This window comes from Polaromonas sp. JS666 (assembly GCF_900103405.1).
Lineage (GTDB): Bacteria > Pseudomonadota > Gammaproteobacteria > Burkholderiales > Burkholderiaceae_C > Polaromonas.
The window spans coordinates 502532-517564 of the sequence record NZ_FNHX01000001.1 but is presented as its reverse complement, the minus strand read 5'-3'; the positions used below and the strand labels follow the sequence as shown (position 1 = coordinate 517564).

At 64.0% G+C, this 15033-nt stretch carries 16 protein-coding genes; 13 read left to right on the top strand and 3 right to left on the bottom strand.

All coding sequences use genetic code 11. The features are described 5' to 3' along the window. Positions 1-264 precede the first annotated feature (264 nt). The 6 genes from BLQ85_RS02540 (at position 265) to BLQ85_RS02515 (ending at position 5631) form a co-directional block, all read left to right on the top strand. A complete protein-coding gene (locus BLQ85_RS02540) occupies positions 265-735 on the top strand; it encodes a rhodanese-like domain-containing protein (RefSeq protein WP_074574508.1) in 471 nt (156 codons plus the stop codon). Between the two features lie 11 nt (positions 736-746). Beyond that, positions 747-1688 carry a serine O-acetyltransferase EpsC gene (epsC, locus tag BLQ85_RS02535; RefSeq protein ID WP_074574505.1) on the top strand — a complete coding sequence of 314 codons (942 nt, stop codon included), beginning with the start codon at positions 747-749 and terminating at the stop codon, positions 1686-1688. Beyond that, positions 1685-1954, top strand: a complete 270-nt coding sequence (locus tag BLQ85_RS02530; protein WP_074574503.1) for a helix-turn-helix domain-containing protein — start codon at positions 1685-1687, stop codon at positions 1952-1954. The genes epsC and BLQ85_RS02530 overlap by 4 nt, the downstream gene beginning before the upstream one ends. An 86-nt stretch (positions 1955-2040) precedes the next feature. Beyond that, on the top strand, positions 2041-2973 hold the full coding sequence (locus BLQ85_RS02525) for a family 2A encapsulin nanocompartment shell protein (RefSeq protein WP_074574500.1): 933 nt from the start codon (positions 2041-2043) through the stop codon (positions 2971-2973). Positions 2974-2985: 12 nt separating this feature from the next. Then, positions 2986-4929, top strand: a complete 1944-nt coding sequence (locus BLQ85_RS02520; protein WP_139200864.1) for a family 2A encapsulin nanocompartment cargo protein cysteine desulfurase — start codon at positions 2986-2988, stop codon at positions 4927-4929. A gap of 153 nt (positions 4930-5082) precedes the next feature. Beyond that, positions 5083-5631 carry an NADPH-dependent FMN reductase gene (locus tag BLQ85_RS02515; RefSeq protein ID WP_074574498.1) on the top strand — a complete coding sequence of 183 codons (549 nt, stop codon included), beginning with the start codon at positions 5083-5085 and terminating at the stop codon, positions 5629-5631. A gap of 322 nt (positions 5632-5953) precedes the next feature. Here the strand turns inward: BLQ85_RS02515 and BLQ85_RS02510 are convergent, their stop codons facing one another. Further along, a complete protein-coding gene (locus tag BLQ85_RS02510; RefSeq protein ID WP_074574496.1) occupies positions 5954-6877 on the bottom strand; it encodes a TauD/TfdA dioxygenase family protein in 924 nt (307 codons plus the stop codon). Positions 6878-7030: 153 nt separating this feature from the next. Next, positions 7031-7684: an FMN-dependent NADH-azoreductase gene (locus BLQ85_RS02505; protein WP_007873448.1), complete on the bottom strand. Its 654-nt coding sequence runs from the start codon at positions 7682-7684 to the stop codon at positions 7031-7033. 193 nt (positions 7685-7877) lie between these two features. Between BLQ85_RS02505 and BLQ85_RS02500 the strand changes: the two genes are divergently transcribed. From BLQ85_RS02500 to BLQ85_RS02470, 7 genes are all read left to right on the top strand, one after another. Then, positions 7878-8783 (top strand): LysR substrate-binding domain-containing protein, encoded by a 906-nt coding sequence (locus BLQ85_RS02500; protein WP_074574494.1) that lies wholly within the window; start codon positions 7878-7880, stop codon positions 8781-8783. A 766-nt stretch (positions 8784-9549) separates the two neighbouring features. Then, positions 9550-10200, top strand: coding sequence for a peroxiredoxin (locus BLQ85_RS02495; protein ID WP_074574492.1), 651 nt, complete (start codon positions 9550-9552; stop codon positions 10198-10200). 20 nt (positions 10201-10220) lie between these two features. After that, positions 10221-10820 (top strand): RBBP9/YdeN family alpha/beta hydrolase, encoded by a 600-nt coding sequence (locus BLQ85_RS02490; protein WP_074574490.1) that lies wholly within the window; start codon positions 10221-10223, stop codon positions 10818-10820. Beyond that, on the top strand, positions 10817-11812 hold the full coding sequence (locus BLQ85_RS02485; RefSeq protein ID WP_074574489.1) for a sulfate ABC transporter substrate-binding protein: 996 nt from the start codon (positions 10817-10819) through the stop codon (positions 11810-11812). The genes BLQ85_RS02490 and BLQ85_RS02485 overlap by 4 nt, the downstream gene beginning before the upstream one ends. 8 nt (positions 11813-11820) lie before the next feature. Further along, positions 11821-12714, top strand: a complete 894-nt coding sequence (cysT, locus tag BLQ85_RS02480) for a sulfate ABC transporter permease subunit CysT (RefSeq protein ID WP_074574487.1) — start codon at positions 11821-11823, stop codon at positions 12712-12714. Beyond that, on the top strand, positions 12711-13619 hold the full coding sequence (cysW, locus tag BLQ85_RS02475) for a sulfate ABC transporter permease subunit CysW (protein WP_074574485.1): 909 nt from the start codon (positions 12711-12713) through the stop codon (positions 13617-13619). Before cysT ends, cysW begins: the two co-directional genes overlap by 4 nt. Positions 13620-13630: 11 nt before the next feature. Then, a complete protein-coding gene (locus BLQ85_RS02470) occupies positions 13631-14749 on the top strand; it encodes a sulfate/molybdate ABC transporter ATP-binding protein (protein ID WP_074574484.1) in 1119 nt (372 codons plus the stop codon). Here the strand turns inward: BLQ85_RS02470 and BLQ85_RS02465 are convergent. Beyond that, the gene (locus BLQ85_RS02465; RefSeq protein ID WP_074574483.1) at positions 14735-15022 is read right to left on the bottom strand and encodes a DUF2277 domain-containing protein; all 288 of its coding nucleotides are present in this window, start codon (positions 15020-15022) and stop codon (positions 14735-14737) included. The genes BLQ85_RS02470 and BLQ85_RS02465 overlap by 15 nt on opposite strands. Positions 15023-15033: the final 11 nt, after the last annotated feature.

The window sequence follows — 15033 nt, the reverse complement described above, 5'->3', positions numbered from 1 at the left end:
CGATTTCGGCGGTTTTCGCGGGATTTGGACAGCCAGCTGTTGCTTCTCCAACAGTTGGCTGGTGATCGGCTTACAGGGCCTGCACGGTTTGGCGCAGGCGAGAGGCCCAAGGACGATTTCAGTTTTAGGAATCTCGTTTTTGTTCTTTGGCGTTTTGCGCTGCGGCACCTAGAGTTCGGTTCATCGACCCCGGCTGCTGGCCATCCCCATCGAAATGGCGGCTGATCCGGGCTGTGTTGAACGACTGCCGAGGAAACAACGACGATGCCTTCAGAAACATCCGAACTGGTTTTGCCCCAAGCCCTTGAAGAAGCGCGCGAGGCCGCCCAGCAGGCCGGCCTGCCTTATGCGGGGGGTGTGCCGCCGCAGCTCGCGTGGCAGCTGTTCTCTTCGGGCGAAGCCCTGCTGGTGGACGTGCGCTCGGGCGAGGAGCGCAAGTTTGTCGGCCATGTGCCGGACAGCTTGCACGTGGCCTGGGCGACGGGAACCTCGCTGACGCGCAACCCGCGTTTTGTGCGCGAGCTGGAAGCCAGGGTGGGCGGCAAGGAGGCCGTGGTGCTCTTGCTGTGCCGCAGCGGCAAGCGCTCGGCGCTGGCGGCGGAGGCGGCCGCCAAGGCCGGCTTCACGCAGGTCTACAACGTGCTCGAAGGCTTTGAAGGCGAGATCGATGCGCTGCAGCATCGCGGCGTGGCCGATGGCTGGCGTTTCCGGGGCCTGCCCTGGGTCCAGGATTGAGGCGTCCCGCGATGGCTGTGTTTGATGTCAACCACATTGTGGGAGAGCTGCATGCGCTGCGGCAGGGCTGGCGTGAATCGCAAAAGCGTTCACGCGAGCCGGGCGGGCGCGAGTTTCCCTCGCGTGACGCGCTAGCCGAAGTGGTCGAGGCGCTCAAGGGCGCGCTCTTTCCGATGCGGCTGGGCCCGCCCGACCTGCGCCAGGAGAGCGAGGATTTTTATGTCGGCCATACGCTGGACTCGGCGCTGCACGGGCTGCTCGCGCAGGTCCGGCTGGAACTGACCTACAGCGCGCGCCACCAGGGCCGGGGCGATGCCGACGTTGAGGCCGAAGCGCTGGAGGCCACGCGCAGCTTTGCCATCGCCTTGCCGGCCATCCGCCAGCTGCTCGACAGCGATGTGCTGGCGGCCTATCACGGCGACCCAGCCGCGCGCAGCGTGGACGAAGTGCTGCTGTGCTACCCGGGTGTGCTGGCCATGATCCACCACCGCCTGGCGCACCAGCTGTACCGGCTGGGCCTGCCGCTGCTGGCGCGCATTGTGGCCGAACTCGCGCATGCGCAGACCGGCATAGACATCCACCCGGGTGCGCAGATAGGGGCGGGCTTTTTCATCGACCACGGCACCGGCGTCGTCATTGGCGAGACCGCCGTGATCGGCCAGCGCGTGCGCCTGTACCAGGCGGTGACGCTGGGCGCCAAGCGTTTTCCGAAAGACCTGGACGGCAAGCTGCAAAAAGGCCTGCCGCGCCACCCGGTGGTGGAAGACGACGTGGTGATCTACGCCGGCGCCACCATACTGGGCCGGGTGACCCTGGGCAAGGGTGCGGTCATAGGCGGCAATGTCTGGCTGACCTACGACGTGCCGGCGGGCGGCAACGTCACGCAGGCTGTCTCGCGTGAGGTGGCCGGTGCGGAGGCCGCGCCTCAGGCCCTGGGGAGCGCGCTGATATGACCGCGCTGGTCGAAAGCTTCGGCATCGCGGTGCGCCAGTCGCGCGAAGCCCAGGGCTGGTCGCAGGAAGGGCTGGCCGAGCGCTCGGACCTGAACCGATCCTATGTCGGCGAGATAGAGCGAGGCAGGGCCATCGCTTCCCTTGTCACCGTCGAAAAGCTCGCGGTGGCGCTGGGCGTCACGCCGTCCACGCTGGTCACGCGCGGCGAGGCCATCAGCCACGCCAACCTGGTGCGCGGCATCAACTTGATGGCTATAGCATGTTGAAGCCTGCCCACAGGCCCTCGACACTGCAGCCCATTGCTTCTTTTTTGCGGTTTTCTTTTTTCATTTTTTAACGAGGGAGTTTTTACATGTCGGCAACAGTGGGCGGAACCACCGCACTCGGCGATAACGCCGCGCGGCAACTAGCCAATGCAACCAAGACCACGGCGCAGCTCGAGACCATCTCGCCGCGCTGGCTCACCCATCTGCTGCAATGGGTGCCTGTGGAGGCCGGCATCTACCGCCTCAACAAGGTGAAGAACCCGGAGTCCATCAAGGTCAAGTGCACCGCGCGCGAGGAAGAAAACCAGCTGCCGCGCACTTTTGTCGATTACGAAGAAGCGCCACGCGAGTATTTCCTGAATGCCGTCAGCACCGTGCTGGACGTGCATACACGCATCTCCGACCTCTACAGCAGCCCGCACGACCAGATCAAAGAGCAGCTGCGCCTGACGATTGAGACCATCAAGGAGAACCAGGAAAGCGAGCTCATCAACAACCCCGACTACGGCCTGCTGGCGCAGGTCGCGGAAGAGCAGCGCATCTTCCCGCTCACCGGCGCGCCCACGCCTGATGACCTGGACGAACTGCTGGCCAAGGTCTGGAAGGAGCCCGCGTTTTTCCTCACACACCCGCTGGCCATCGCCGCCTTCGGCCGCGAGGCCACGCGCCGCGGCACGCCGCCGCCCACGGTGAGCCTGTTCGGCTCGCAGTTCATCACCTGGCGCGGCATTCCGCTGATCCCTTCCAACAAGGTGCCGGTGGCCGACGGCAAGAGCAAGATCCTGCTGCTGCGCGTGGGCGACAAGCGCCAGGGCGTGGTCGGCCTGTTCCAGCCCGGCCTTCCGGGCGAACAAAGCCCGGGCCTGTCGGTGCGCTTCATGGGCATCAACAACCACGCCATCTCGTCCTACCTGATCTCGCTGTATTGCTCGCTTGCGGTGCTGACCACCGACGCGCTGGCGGTGCTGGACGACGTGGAGATCGGCAAATACCACGACTACCCTGACACCTATAAATAAAGCGCGGTGAACATGCTCGCTTCCACTCCCCAGGCCGTGCAGCCTGAGTCGCCGATCGACACGGCGCTGCTCTCTCGCATGGCCACCGCCTTGTTTGCGGCTTTGCCGGGCGAAGCGCCCACGCTGCCTGCTTCGCCCGTGCCGGGCGTGCAGGGCCCTTTGCACCTGGCGCCGCCGGGCTCGCCCCTGGCCAGCCCGGCGGGCTTTGGCCCGGGCGTTCCGGGCACGCCAATCCCGCAAGGGCAGGTTCCCGGCGCCAACCTGCTTCCGGCTTCACCGGCGCAGCTGCCTTCGCTGGCCAATCGTGCACCGGCTTTGCTGCCGCATGCGGTGGCGGGCAACGGTGTGCCCGATACGGCCGTCAGTGTGCTGCCGGCGTATGAGCCGCGCATTGGCGGCGCTGCGCTGGGTGTGCCCGAGGCCGCCGCTGCGGCGCAGCCGCCGGCCGGCGCCGCGCCGTTTTACTTTCTCGGTGACCGGCATGGCCAGCCCAGTGCGGGTGGGCATGATGCCAGCCTGGACGGCCTGGCGAGCTTGCCTTTCAGTCAGCCTGGTGTGCCATCTGCTTACGCACCGGCCCAAGCCGCGCAGGCCCCTCATTCCCTTGACGCCGCACCCGCCGAGCCGAAGTTCTATTTCGTCGATTCGGTGGTGCTGCCCAGCGGCTATGTGACGCTAGCCAAGCCCGCACCGCATGCGACGGTGCCGCTCGCGGGCCAGCCGGCGCATCCGGCGTTTGACGTGCAGGCCGTGCGCCGCGACTTTCCCATCCTGCAGGAGCGCGTCAACGGCCGGCAGCTGGTCTGGTTCGACAACGCCGCCACCACACACAAGCCGCAGTCGGTGATAGACCGGATCTCGCACTTCTACGAACACGAGAACTCCAACATCCACCGCGCGGCGCATGAGCTGGCCGCGCGCGCGACCGACGCCTACGAGGGCGCGCGCGAACGCGTGAAAAAATTCATCAACGCGCCCGACGTCAACGAAGTCATCTTTGTGCGCGGCACCACCGAGGCCATCAACCTGGTGGCCAAGAGCTGGGGCGGCCAGCATGTGGGCGAGGGCGACGAGATCATCGTCAGCAACCTCGAGCACCACGCCAACATCGTGCCTTGGCAGCAGTTGGCCGCCGCCAAGGGGGCCAAGCTGCGTGTCATCCCGGTCGACGATTCGGGCCAGGTGCTGCTGGACGAATACCGAAAACTGCTCAACGACCGCACCAAGATCGTGGCCGTCACCCAGGTCTCCAATGCGCTGGGCACCGTGGTGCCCGTGAAAGAGATCGTCGAAATGGCCCACCGTGCCGGCGCCAAGGCGCTGGTCGACGGCGCACAGTCGGTCTCGCACATGCGGGTGGACGTGCAGGCGCTGGGCGCGGACTTTTTTGTGTTCTCGGGCCACAAGGTTTTCGGCCCCACCGGCATAGGCGTGGTCTGGGGCAAACGCGAGGTGCTGGAAGACATGCCGCCCTGGCAGGGCGGCGGCAACATGATCGCCGACGTGACGTTTGAAAAAACCGTGTTCCAGCCGATTCCCAACAAGTTCGAAGCCGGCACCGGCAATATTGCCGATGCCGTGGGCCTGGGCGCGGCCATCGACTATGTGAACCGCATCGGCATTGAAAACATCGCGCGTTATGAGCACGACCTGCTGGCCTACGGCATGCGGGAGCTGGGCGCCATAGCCGGCGTGCGCCTGATAGGCACGGCGGCCGACAAAGCCAGCGTGATGTCCTTTGTGCTGGCCGGCTACAGCACAGAAGAAGTCGGCCATGCGCTCAATGAAGAGGGCATCGCCGTGCGCACCGGTCACCACTGCGCGCAGCCCATACTGCGGCGCTTTGGCGTGGAAACCACGGTGCGGCCTTCGCTGGCCTTTTACAACACCTTTGGTGAAATAGACCGGCTGGTGGCGGTGGTCAAACGCCTGGCCGGGCAAAGGCGCGCGGCCTGAGCGGTGAATGAGGTCTGGGACGTTTTGTGTCCTGGAGTCCTACAGCAGGGATTGCCGAATTGGTTTACAAAGTGGGAGGCCTGACGCGTATGCGCCGTTCAGGCTCCCCTTTTTTTTCATCCCCATCCCATCCACCACTTCCTGGAGAACCTCATGGCCCAATTCAACATTGCTGTCGTCGTCGGCAGCATTCGCAAGGACTCGTTCAACAAAAAGCTCGCCCGCGCGCTTGAGAAGTTGTTCCCCGCGGACTTCAGTTTTACCCATGTGCGCATCGACGACCTGCCGCCTTACAACCAGGACGATGACGGCAACCCGGCCCCGCAGGTGGTCAGGCTCAAGGGCGAGATCAAGGCCGCGCAAGGCCTGCTGTTTGTCACGCCCGAGTACAACCGCTCGATTCCCGGCGTGCTCAAAAACGCGATTGACCATGCCTCGCGCCCTTACGGCCAGAGCGCCTGGGACGGCAAGCCGGCCGGTGTGATTGGCGCTTCGGTGGGGGCCATAGGGACTGCGCTTTCGCAGCAGCATTTGCGCAATATCCTGGCTTACCTGAATGTACCTACGCTGGGGCAGCCTGAGGCTTTCATCCATAACAAAGAAGGCTTGTACGAGGCTGATGGCAGCCTCAGTGAGGGGAGCCGTAAGTTTTTGCAAACCTGGGTTGATGCTTATGTGGGGTGGGTTAAGAAGCATGCCTGAGGGTTGTGGCCGGTCTTGCTCGGGCCTTTGCGCTTTTTGCATAGGCTTGCTGGCCGGGGGTAGCCCGGCAGCTACTCACTTTTCTTTTGCTTCGCCAAAAGAAAAGTAAGCAAAAGAAAAGGCGACCCGCAGTCTGGGTCCCCTCCGCTGCGCTGCGGGGCAACCTGCGGTGCTCGAGCCAAGCGGGGTCTGGCTAAACTCGCTGCGTTTCACTCCGCTCAAACAACGCCAGCCCTGATCCGCTTGTCTCTGCGCTCCTCGGCCCAGCCAGGACGGGGAAAGCGGGAACGGATACGGGGGCGGGAACCGAATACCCAAGGCCTCAAAACGGCGCGTCACCCTCAATCGTCGTGCGGTACAGCTTGCGGCGCAGGTGGTCGGGGGTGCCGGCTGCCAGGTGGGTGACTGAGCGGTTGTCCCAGAACACCATGTCGTGCGGCTGCCACTGGTGGCGGTAGATGAGTTCAGGGCGGGCGCTGTGTTCAAACAGTTCGCCCAGCAGGGCTTTGCTTTCGTCTTCGGGGATGTCGAGGATGCGGGTGGTGAAATGTTCGCTGACGAACAGGGCCTTGCGGCCGTTTTCGGGGTGGGTGCGTACCACCGGGTGGACCACCGGTTTGACTTCGTCGACCTGTTCCTGGGTGAGCTTGGGCCGCCAGGGGCTGCGGCTGCGCAGTTCTTCGTATTTGGCGAGGTAGGTGTGTTCGGCGCGCAGGCCTTGCACGGCGGTCTTGAGGGCCAGGGGCAGGGTGTCCCAGGCGGTGTGCTGGTTGGCGAACAGGGTGTCGCCGCCTTCAGCGGGCAGTTCCTGCGCGTGCAGCAGCGAGCCCAGGCTGGGTTTGTCCTTGTACGACAGGTCGGAGTGCCAGAAGTGGCCGGCGTCGCCCAGGCCTATGGGTTCGCCGTTTTCCTTGATGTTGGAGACGATCAGGATTTCCGGGTGGTTTTGCAGCTGGAAGTTTTTGAGCACATGGATTTGCAGCGGGCCGAAGCGGCGGCTGAAGTCCACATGCTGCCGCGGCGTGATGCGCTGGTCGCGGAATACCAGCACGTGGTGGTCCAGGTGGGCGCGGTGTATGCGGCTGAAGTCGGCCGTGGAAAGCGGTTGGGAAAGATCCAGGCCCAGCACCTCGGCGCCCAGCGGGGCGTCAAAAGGGCGGATCTCAAGAACGGAGGGGGAGGGTGCGGCGGCCGTCGCTGCTGTCGCTGTTGCCGCTTGCCCGCTGGGAGCCAAAGTCGCTGTCATCGTTACCTTTGTGATCTGTGCCCCTTGGCGGGGCCAGCGCTGAATATAGGGACGCGCCGGCCCAAAGTGAACAATCGATTTGTCATTTGGTAATTACCTCGCCATAAAAAAAAGCCCGCGGATGCGGGCTTTTTTCTAGGCGGAACGCCGGGTTCAGGCGGCGACGGCGGCCCGGTCCTGGTTGGCGGCGGGTGCCTGCGTGTGCGTGACGATCTCAATCTGCGCGGCAGCCAGGGCGGCCTCCTTGGCGGCTTCTCCCATGGCCAGGCCTTCGGCGCGCACAAAACGCACGTCGGTGATGCCGAAGAAACCGAACACCACCTTGAGGTAGCTCTCCTGGTGTTCCAGGGCGGTCATGGCTTCGCTGGTCGAATAGACGCCGCCACGGGCCGAAGCCACGATCACGGTCTTGCCGCCGGCCAGGCCCACGGGGCCTTTTTCGGTGTACTTGAAGGTGCGGCCGACCTGGGCGACGCGGTCAATCCAGGCCTTGAGCTGGCTGGGGATGGCGAAGTTGTACAGGGGCGCGCCCACCACGATCACATCGGCTGCCAGGAATTGCGTCACCAGGGCTTCGGACACGGCGTTTTCGCGCTTTTGCACTTCGCTCAGGTCGCTGCCGGCGGGCATGCGGAAACCCAGCGATTCGGCCGAGAGGTGGGAAGGCGTGTCGACGGCCAGGTCCAGGTAGCTGACTTCGGTGCCGGGGTGGCCGGCGCGCCAGGAAGCCACGATTTGGGCGGTGAGCTGGCGGGAAACCGAGTTGCCGCCCAGGATGCTGGAGTCGATGTGAAGAAGCTTGCTCATGATGGGGTTCCTAAACAGAGTGGTGGTTGAATCGGGTTTTCAGGCCGTATTCACCTTGAATCGCAGCCATGGATAGATTGTGCGGATGGGTCGATTGATTGATAAGTCGGTAAAATTGCGATAGATCGTCCTGTATTTGGGACAATCAATCGGGAATGAGGGCCGAATCCGGTCGTGAAGAAAGGACGGTTTTATGCAAGACCTCAATGACATGCTGTATTTCGCCGAGGTGGTGGAGCGCGGCGGCTTTGCTGCGGCCGGGCGGGCGCTGGGCCTGCCCAAGTCACGCTTGTCACGCCGCGTGGCCGAGCTGGAGTCCAGGCTGGGCGTGCGGCTCTTGCAGCGCACCACACGCAAGCTCTCGCTGACGGAAGTCGGTGAAATCTATTTGCGCCACTGCGGCGCCATGCGCGACGAAGCCCTGGCCGCATCGGAAGCCGTGGCGCAAATGCAGGTCGAGCCGCGCGGCACCTTGCGCATCACCTGCCCGGTGACGCTGGCGCAGGGCTCGGTGGGCTACCTGGTGCCGCGCTATATGGAGATGTACCCGCAGGTGCGCATAGACATGCGCGTGACCAACCGCGTGATCGACCTGGTGGAGGAGGGCATAGACATCGCGCTGCGCGTGCGCCCCACGCTGGAAGACAGTGGCAGCCTGGTGATCAAGAACCTGGGCTCCAGTGGCGGCCAGCTGCTGGCCAGCCCGGCCCTGCTGCAGCGCCAGGGCCGGCCCGAAAAGCCCGAAGACCTGCTCAGGCTCGACACGGTGTCCATGTCCTGGGCCGACGGGCGCTCGTCCTGGCGGCTGCTGGGGCCGGGCGGCAAGGAGTTTGTGCTGCAGCACCAGCCGCGCTATGTCGCCGACGACCTGCAGACCCTGAAACTCGCGGTGCTGGCCGGCACCGGCATGAGTTTTTTACCCGACTCCATGAGCGCGGCCGAACGGCAGGCCCAGCTGCTGGTGCCCGTGCTGCCGGGCTGGGCGCTTCCCTCCGGCGTGGCGCACGCGGTGTTCCCGTCGCGGCGCGGGCAGGTGCCGGCGGTGAGGAGCTTTCTGGATTTTTTGGGGGAGAGGATGAGAGGGGATTCTTTGGCTTGAGGTTTTGGCCTCAAAGGCCAGCTTTGGTTCTTCATTGTTCTAATGGTTGGGGTCTTTGCTGAGGCTTGCTGGCCGGGAGTGGCCCGGCGGCCAGTAACTTTCTTTTGCTTCGCCAAAAGAAAGTCACCAAAGAAAAGGCGACCCGCAGTCTGGGTCCCTCCGCTTCGCTACGGGCAACCTGCGGTGCTCGAGCCAAGCGGGGTCTGGCTAAACTCGCTACGTTTCACTTCGCTCAGACAACGCCAGCCCTGATCCGCTTGTCTCTGCGCTCCTCGGCCCAGCCAGGACGGGGAAGTCCGAATACAAAAAAACCAATACCAATACAAACCAGGACACGCCAAGGCGTGTCCTGGTTTCTTCAGGTATTCGGTATTTTGGTTCCCACCCCTTGTGTATGCGCCGAGGAGCGCAGGTTCAGGCGGATAAGGGATCGCGTTGTCTGAGCGAAGCGCAGCGTAGCGAGTTTAGCGAGACCCCGCCTGAACCGAGCACCGCAGGTTGCCCGCAGCGAAGCGGAGGGACGCAGACACCAGGGTCGCCTTTCTTTTGCTTACTTTTCTTTGGCGAAGCAAAGAAAAGTGAGTTGCCGCCGGGCAACCCCGGCCAGCAGTCCTCAGCAGAGGGCGAGGCGCGCATGCTGGCGCAAGACCCAGCTCAAGCCTCTTCGTTATGTACAAATCCGGATAAATTAAGAGCAATATATTCTTTTGCGTTTTAACGCTTGCTCCCCACAATGCTTTGATCAAGCAACCTCAAGGAGCAACCCATGGCCACTCTCAGACTCGGCGACACCGCCCCCGACTTCACGCAAGACTCCACTGCGGGCAAGATTTCCTTTCATGAATGGGCCGGTGATTCCTGGGTGGTGCTGTTTTCACACCCCGCCGACTTCACCCCCGTCTGCACCACCGAACTCGGCAAGACGGCCGCGCTGAGTGGCGAGTTCGCCAAGCGCAATGTCAAGCCCATCGCGGTCAGCGTCGATCCGCTGGACTCCCACAGCAAGTGGGTCAACGACATCAACGAGACGCAGAACACCACGGTGAATTTCCCCATCCTGGCCGATGCGGACCGCAAGGTGGCCGGGCTTTACGACATGATCCATCCGAACGCCCTGAGCACCGGCCCCACGGCCACTGTGCGCAGCGTGTTCATCATCGACCCGAAGAAGGCCATTCGCACCACCTTCACCTATCCCGCGAGCACGGGCCGCAATTTCGACGAAATCCTGCGCGTCATCGACTCGCTGCAGCTGACCGATGGCTACAAGGTGGCCACGCCGGTGAACTGGAAGGACGGCGACGACGTGATCATCGTGCCCAGTCTGCAGGACCCGGCCGAAATCGCCCAGCGCTTCCCCAAGGGATTCAAGGCCATCAAGCCTTACCTGCGCGTCACGCCGCAACCGAACAAATAAGACACACGGGTTCACGCAGCGTGCGCTTCATCATCGTCCCCGGCTGGCGCGACTCCGGCCCCGGCCACTGGCAAAGCCTGTGGGCCGAGCGCCTGAGCAATGCGGTGCGTGTGCGGCAGGACGACTGGATCACGCCTTCGCGCAAGGCCTGGGTGGCATCGCTGGCCAACACCATCCTGCTGCAGAACGAGCCGGTGGTGGTGGTGGCGCACAGCCTGGGCTGCATCGCGACGGCGCATTTGCCGCCCGAGGCGGCCGAACGCATACAGGGCGCCTTGCTGGTGGCGCCGGCCGACCCGGAACGCCGCGCTGTCTTGAGCGATTTCGCCCCCGTGCCTTACCAGAAGCTGCCTTACCGCAGCGTGCTGGTGGCCAGCAGCAACGACCCTTTCTGTCCGGTGCGCCTGGCCGGCGCCTATGCCCGCGCCTGGGGCAGCGAGTTTGTGCGCCTGCAGGATGCGGGCCACATCAACATCGAATCGGGCCACGGCGAATGGCCGCTGGGCATTGCCCTGCTGCAGTCGCTGGCCGGCGATGCTTCGCTTTCGGCGCCGCGACTTGATTTTTCTTCTCCGCGAACTTCTTCCTCTTCTTCTTTCGGATCCCTGGAAACGGCATGACTTCCCCACAATTCAAAATCGCTCTTGCCGCCCTGGCTTTGGCAACGAGCGGTATGACTTCGGCGCAAACGCTGCTCAACGGCTCTTACGACGTGGCGCGCGAGTTCTACAAGGACTACAACGCGGCCTTTATCGCCCACTACAAAAAGACCATCGGCAAGGACGTCAAAGTGGACCAGTCGCACGGCGGTTCCAGCGCCATTGCGCGTTCGGTGGCCGACGGCCTGGACGCCGATGTGGTCACCATGAACACCTCGACCGATGTGGACTTCCTGGCCAATGCCGGTGTGGTCGCCAAGGACTGGGTGAAAAAATTCCCGGACAACGCCTCGCCCACCACCTCGACCATGCTGTTCCTGGTGCGCAACGGCAATCCCAAGGGCATCAAGGACTGGGATGACCTGGTCAAGCCCGGCATCCAGGTCGTCGTGGTGAACCCCAAGACCGGCGGCAACGGCCGCTACGCCTATCTGGCGGCCTGGGGTTATGCCAAGAAGAAGGGCGGCACCGACGCGCAGGCCGCAGAGTTCGTCGGCAAGCTCTACAAAAACGTGCCGGTGCTGGGCAAGGGCGGGCGCGATGCGACCACCGTCTTCCTGCAGCGCAACATCGGTGACGTGCTGATCACCTTTGAGTCCGAAGTGTTGTCGGTGAACCGGGAGTTCGGCGAGGGCAAGGTGGACGCGGTGTACCCGTCCATCAGCATCCTGGCGGAAAACCCGGTGGCGGTGGTGGAGCGCACCGTCGCCAAGAAGGGTACGGCGGACCTCGCCAAGGCCTACCTCAATTACCTCTATTCGGACGAGGGCCAGGAAATCGCCGCGCGCCATGCGCTGCGCCCGCGCTCGCAGGCCGTGCTCAAGAAATACGCGAGCACCTTCAAGCCGCTGCAGCTGTTCACGGTGCAGGACGTGTTCGGCAGCCTCGTTGAAGCGCAAAAAGTGCACTTCAACGACGGCGGGCAGTTCGACAAGCTCTACACCGTCAAGTAAGCCAAGCCATGACTGCCTTGTCTTCTGTGGCGCCGCCTTCCGCGGTGGCGCCGGGCATCCCTGCGGGTGGCAAAAGGGCCGCCAGGCGCGTGCTGCCGGGCTTTCGGCTCACGCTGGGCTATACGGTGCTGTACCTGAGCCTGATCGTGCTGATCCCGATCTCGGCGCTGTTCTTCAAGACCTTCACGATGAGCTGGGAGCAGTTCGTCACCGCGGTGACCTCGCCGCGCGTGCTGGCCTCTTACCGGCTTACCTTCGGTGCCTCGCTGGTCGCCGCGCTGGTCAATCTGGTCTTTGGCCTGCTGCTGGCCTGGGTGCTGGTGCGCTACAAGTTCGCGGGCAAAAAGATTGTCGACGCGCTGGTCGATTTGCCTTTCGCGCTGCCCACGGCCGTGGCCGGCATTTCGCTGACGGCCTTGCTGGCCGGCAACGGCTGGATAGGCCAGTACCTGGAGCCCATGGGCATCAAGCTGGCCTTTACGCCGGCCGGCGTGGTGATCGCGCTGATCTTTATCGGCCTGCCGTTTGTGGTGCGCACGGTGCAGCCGGTGCTGGAAGACGCCGAGAAAGAGCTTGAGGAAGCCGCGACCTCGCTGGGTGCCACGCGCCTGCAGATTTTCACCAAAGTGATCTTGCCGCACATCACGCCGGCCTTGCTGACCGGCTTTGCCATGGCTTTTGCGCGCGCGATCGGCGAATACGGCTCGGTCATCTTTATCGCCGGCAACATGCCCATGATTTCCGAGATCACGCCACTCATCATCATCGGCAAGCTCGAGCAGTACGACTATGCCGGCGCCACCGCCGTGGCCGTGGTGATGCTGCTGGTGTCCTTTGTGCTGCTGCTGGTCATCAACGGCTTGCAGGCCTGGCAGCGCCGCAACGCAGGGGCCCCAGCATGAGCACCCAAGCCAATCGCCGCGTTCGCGCTGGCACCACCGAGGCCCCCTGGGTCCGCTACACGCTGACCACCGTGGCGCTGCTGTTTGTGCTGCTGTTCCTGGTGCTGCCGCTGGCGGCCGTGTTTACCGAGGCCTTGCGAAAAGGCTTTGGCGCCTACCTGGCCGCGCTGCGCGAGCCCGACGCCTGGTCGGCCATCCAGCTGACCTTGATCGCGGCCGTGATCGCTGTGCCGCTGAACCTGGTGTTCGGCGTGGCCGCCGCCTGGGCGATTGCCAAGTACGAGTTCCGCGGCAAGTCGGTCTTGACGACGCTGGTCGACCTGCCGTTTTCGGTCTCGCCTGTGGTGGCCGGCCTGATTTATGTGCTGATCTTCGGTGCCCAGGGCTGGTTCGGGCCCTGGCTGCTGGCGCACGACATCAAGATCATTTTTGCCGTGCCCGGCATTGTGCTGGCGACCGTGTTCGTGACCTTTCCTTTCATCGCGCGCGAGCTGATCCCGCTGATGCAGGCCCAGGGCAATGACGAGGAGCAGGCCGCCATCGTGCTGGGCGCGACCGGCTGGCAAACCTTCTGGCATGTCACGCTGCCCAACATCAAGTGGGGCCTGATCTACGGCGTCATTTTGTGCAACGCGCGGGCCATGGGCGAGTTCGGCGCGGTGTCGGTGGTATCCGGCCACATACGCGGGCAGACCAACACGCTGCCGCTGCACGTCGAAATCCTCTACAACGAATACCAGTCGGTGGCCGCGTTTGCCGTGGCCTCGCTGCTGGCCATCCTGGCGCTGGTCACGCTGGCCATCAAGTCGGTAGCCGAATGGCGCCACGAAGCTGACATGAAAGCCGCGGCAGATTTGCCGCCTGAACGCCCGAGGGCTGTTGCAGGCGCTGTCGCCGCCCGCTAAAGGAACACACCATGAGCATAGAAATCCGCAACGTCAGCAAACATTTTGGCGACTTCCAGGCCCTGGGCGACGTCAGCCTGGACATTGAATCGGGCGAGCTGGTTGCCTTGCTGGGCCCCTCGGGCTGCGGCAAGACTACCTTGCTGCGCATCATCGCCGGCCTGGAAACCGCCGACCGGGGCAGCATTCTTTTCAGCGGTGAGGACACCACCGACGTGCATGTGCGTGAGCGCCAGGTGGGTTTTGTGTTCCAGCACTACGCGCTGTTCCGCCACATGACGGTGTTCGAGAACGTGGCCTTCGGCCTGCGCGTCAAGCCGCGTGGCCTGCGGCCTAGCGAGGCGCAGATCAAGGAAAAAGTGCATTCGCTGCTCAACCTGGTGCAGCTCGACTGGCTGGCCGACCGCTTTCCCTCGCAGCTGTCGGGCGGGCAGCGCCAGCGCATCGCCCTGGCACGCGCGCTGGCGGTGGAGCCCAAGGTGCTGCTGCTCGACGAGCCCTTCGGCGCGCTGGACGCCAAGGTACGCAAGGAACTGCGCCGCTGGCTGCGCCGCCTGCACGACGACCTGCACGTGACCAGTATTTTTGTGACGCACGACCAGGAAGAGGCCCTGGAAGTGGCCGACCGTGTGGTGCTGATGAACGCCGGCAAGGTCGAGCAGATAGGCTCGCCCCAGCAGGTCTGGGACCACCCGGCCAGCCCGTTCGTCTACGGCTTCCTGGGCGACGTCAATTTGTTCCACGGCCGTGCCCACGAGGGCGAGGTGCAGCTCGAGGGCCTGCGCCTTAATTCACCGGAACATGCCGGCGCGCAGGACGCCAAGGCCTTTGCCTATGTGCGCCCGCACGACCTGGACGTGCAGCGCTATGCGCCCGGCGCCGAAGGCATCGTCGCCCACCTGGAGCGCGCCATCGTCATAGGCCCCATCGCGCGGCTGGAACTGGTCCCCGCCGAGGGCTACGAGCAAAAAGGCAATGTCCCGGGCGACGCCATCATCGAAGCCCAGATGCCCTCGCAGCAGTTCCAGGACATGGGCCTGCGCGAAGGCGACATGCTGGTGGTGACGCCGCGCAAGGCGAGGGTGTTTGTGGAGGCCGGGGAAGGGACCCGAGGGTCAGTTCCCCGTTGATTGGCTCGTGCCAAACCTCAGTGCCGACCTGGCCCGTGCCCGTTCGGCTTCCACCTCCCGGTTGCGCGGTTCGGCGTTGGTGACCAATGTGCGGATGAGAATCCGCGCAGAGGCCGCAACCTCTTCCACCGCACGGTCAAACGCGGCCTCATTGGCCTTGGACGGCACGTTGAAGCCGCTGAGCTTTCTCACAAACTGCAACGAGGCGTCACGGATTTCCAGCTCGGTGGCGGGCGGCTCGAAGTTGAACAAGGTCTTGATGTTGCGGCACATGCCGGCTCCTT

Excerpts from the sequence above, each read along its gene's own strand:
- BLQ85_RS02470 (WP_074574484.1), top strand. The coding sequence starts at position 13,631 with ATGAGCATAGAAATCCGCAACGTCAGCAAACATTTTGGCGACTTCCAG.
- BLQ85_RS02520 (WP_139200864.1), top strand. The coding sequence starts at position 2,986 with ATGCTCGCTTCCACTCCCCAGGCCGTGCAGCCTGAGTCGCCGATCGAC.
- BLQ85_RS02540 (WP_074574508.1), top strand. The coding sequence starts at position 265 with ATGCCTTCAGAAACATCCGAACTGGTTTTGCCCCAAGCCCTTGAAGAA.
- BLQ85_RS02495 (WP_074574492.1), top strand. The coding sequence starts at position 9,550 with ATGGCCACTCTCAGACTCGGCGACACCGCCCCCGACTTCACGCAAGAC.
- BLQ85_RS02515 (WP_074574498.1), top strand. The coding sequence starts at position 5,083 with ATGGCCCAATTCAACATTGCTGTCGTCGTCGGCAGCATTCGCAAGGAC.
- BLQ85_RS02465 (WP_074574483.1), bottom strand. The coding sequence starts at position 15,022 with ATGTGCCGCAACATCAAGACCTTGTTCAACTTCGAGCCGCCCGCCACC.
- BLQ85_RS02530 (WP_074574503.1), top strand. The coding sequence starts at position 1,685 with ATGACCGCGCTGGTCGAAAGCTTCGGCATCGCGGTGCGCCAGTCGCGC.
- epsC (WP_074574505.1), top strand. The coding sequence starts at position 747 with ATGGCTGTGTTTGATGTCAACCACATTGTGGGAGAGCTGCATGCGCTG.
- BLQ85_RS02505 (WP_007873448.1), bottom strand. The coding sequence starts at position 7,684 with ATGAGCAAGCTTCTTCACATCGACTCCAGCATCCTGGGCGGCAACTCG.
- BLQ85_RS02485 (WP_074574489.1), top strand. The coding sequence starts at position 10,817 with ATGACTTCCCCACAATTCAAAATCGCTCTTGCCGCCCTGGCTTTGGCA.
- BLQ85_RS02510 (WP_074574496.1), bottom strand. The coding sequence starts at position 6,877 with ATGACAGCGACTTTGGCTCCCAGCGGGCAAGCGGCAACAGCGACAGCA.
- BLQ85_RS02525 (WP_074574500.1), top strand. The coding sequence starts at position 2,041 with ATGTCGGCAACAGTGGGCGGAACCACCGCACTCGGCGATAACGCCGCG.
- cysW (WP_074574485.1), top strand. The coding sequence starts at position 12,711 with ATGAGCACCCAAGCCAATCGCCGCGTTCGCGCTGGCACCACCGAGGCC.
- BLQ85_RS02500 (WP_074574494.1), top strand. The coding sequence starts at position 7,878 with ATGCAAGACCTCAATGACATGCTGTATTTCGCCGAGGTGGTGGAGCGC.
- cysT (WP_074574487.1), top strand. The coding sequence starts at position 11,821 with ATGACTGCCTTGTCTTCTGTGGCGCCGCCTTCCGCGGTGGCGCCGGGC.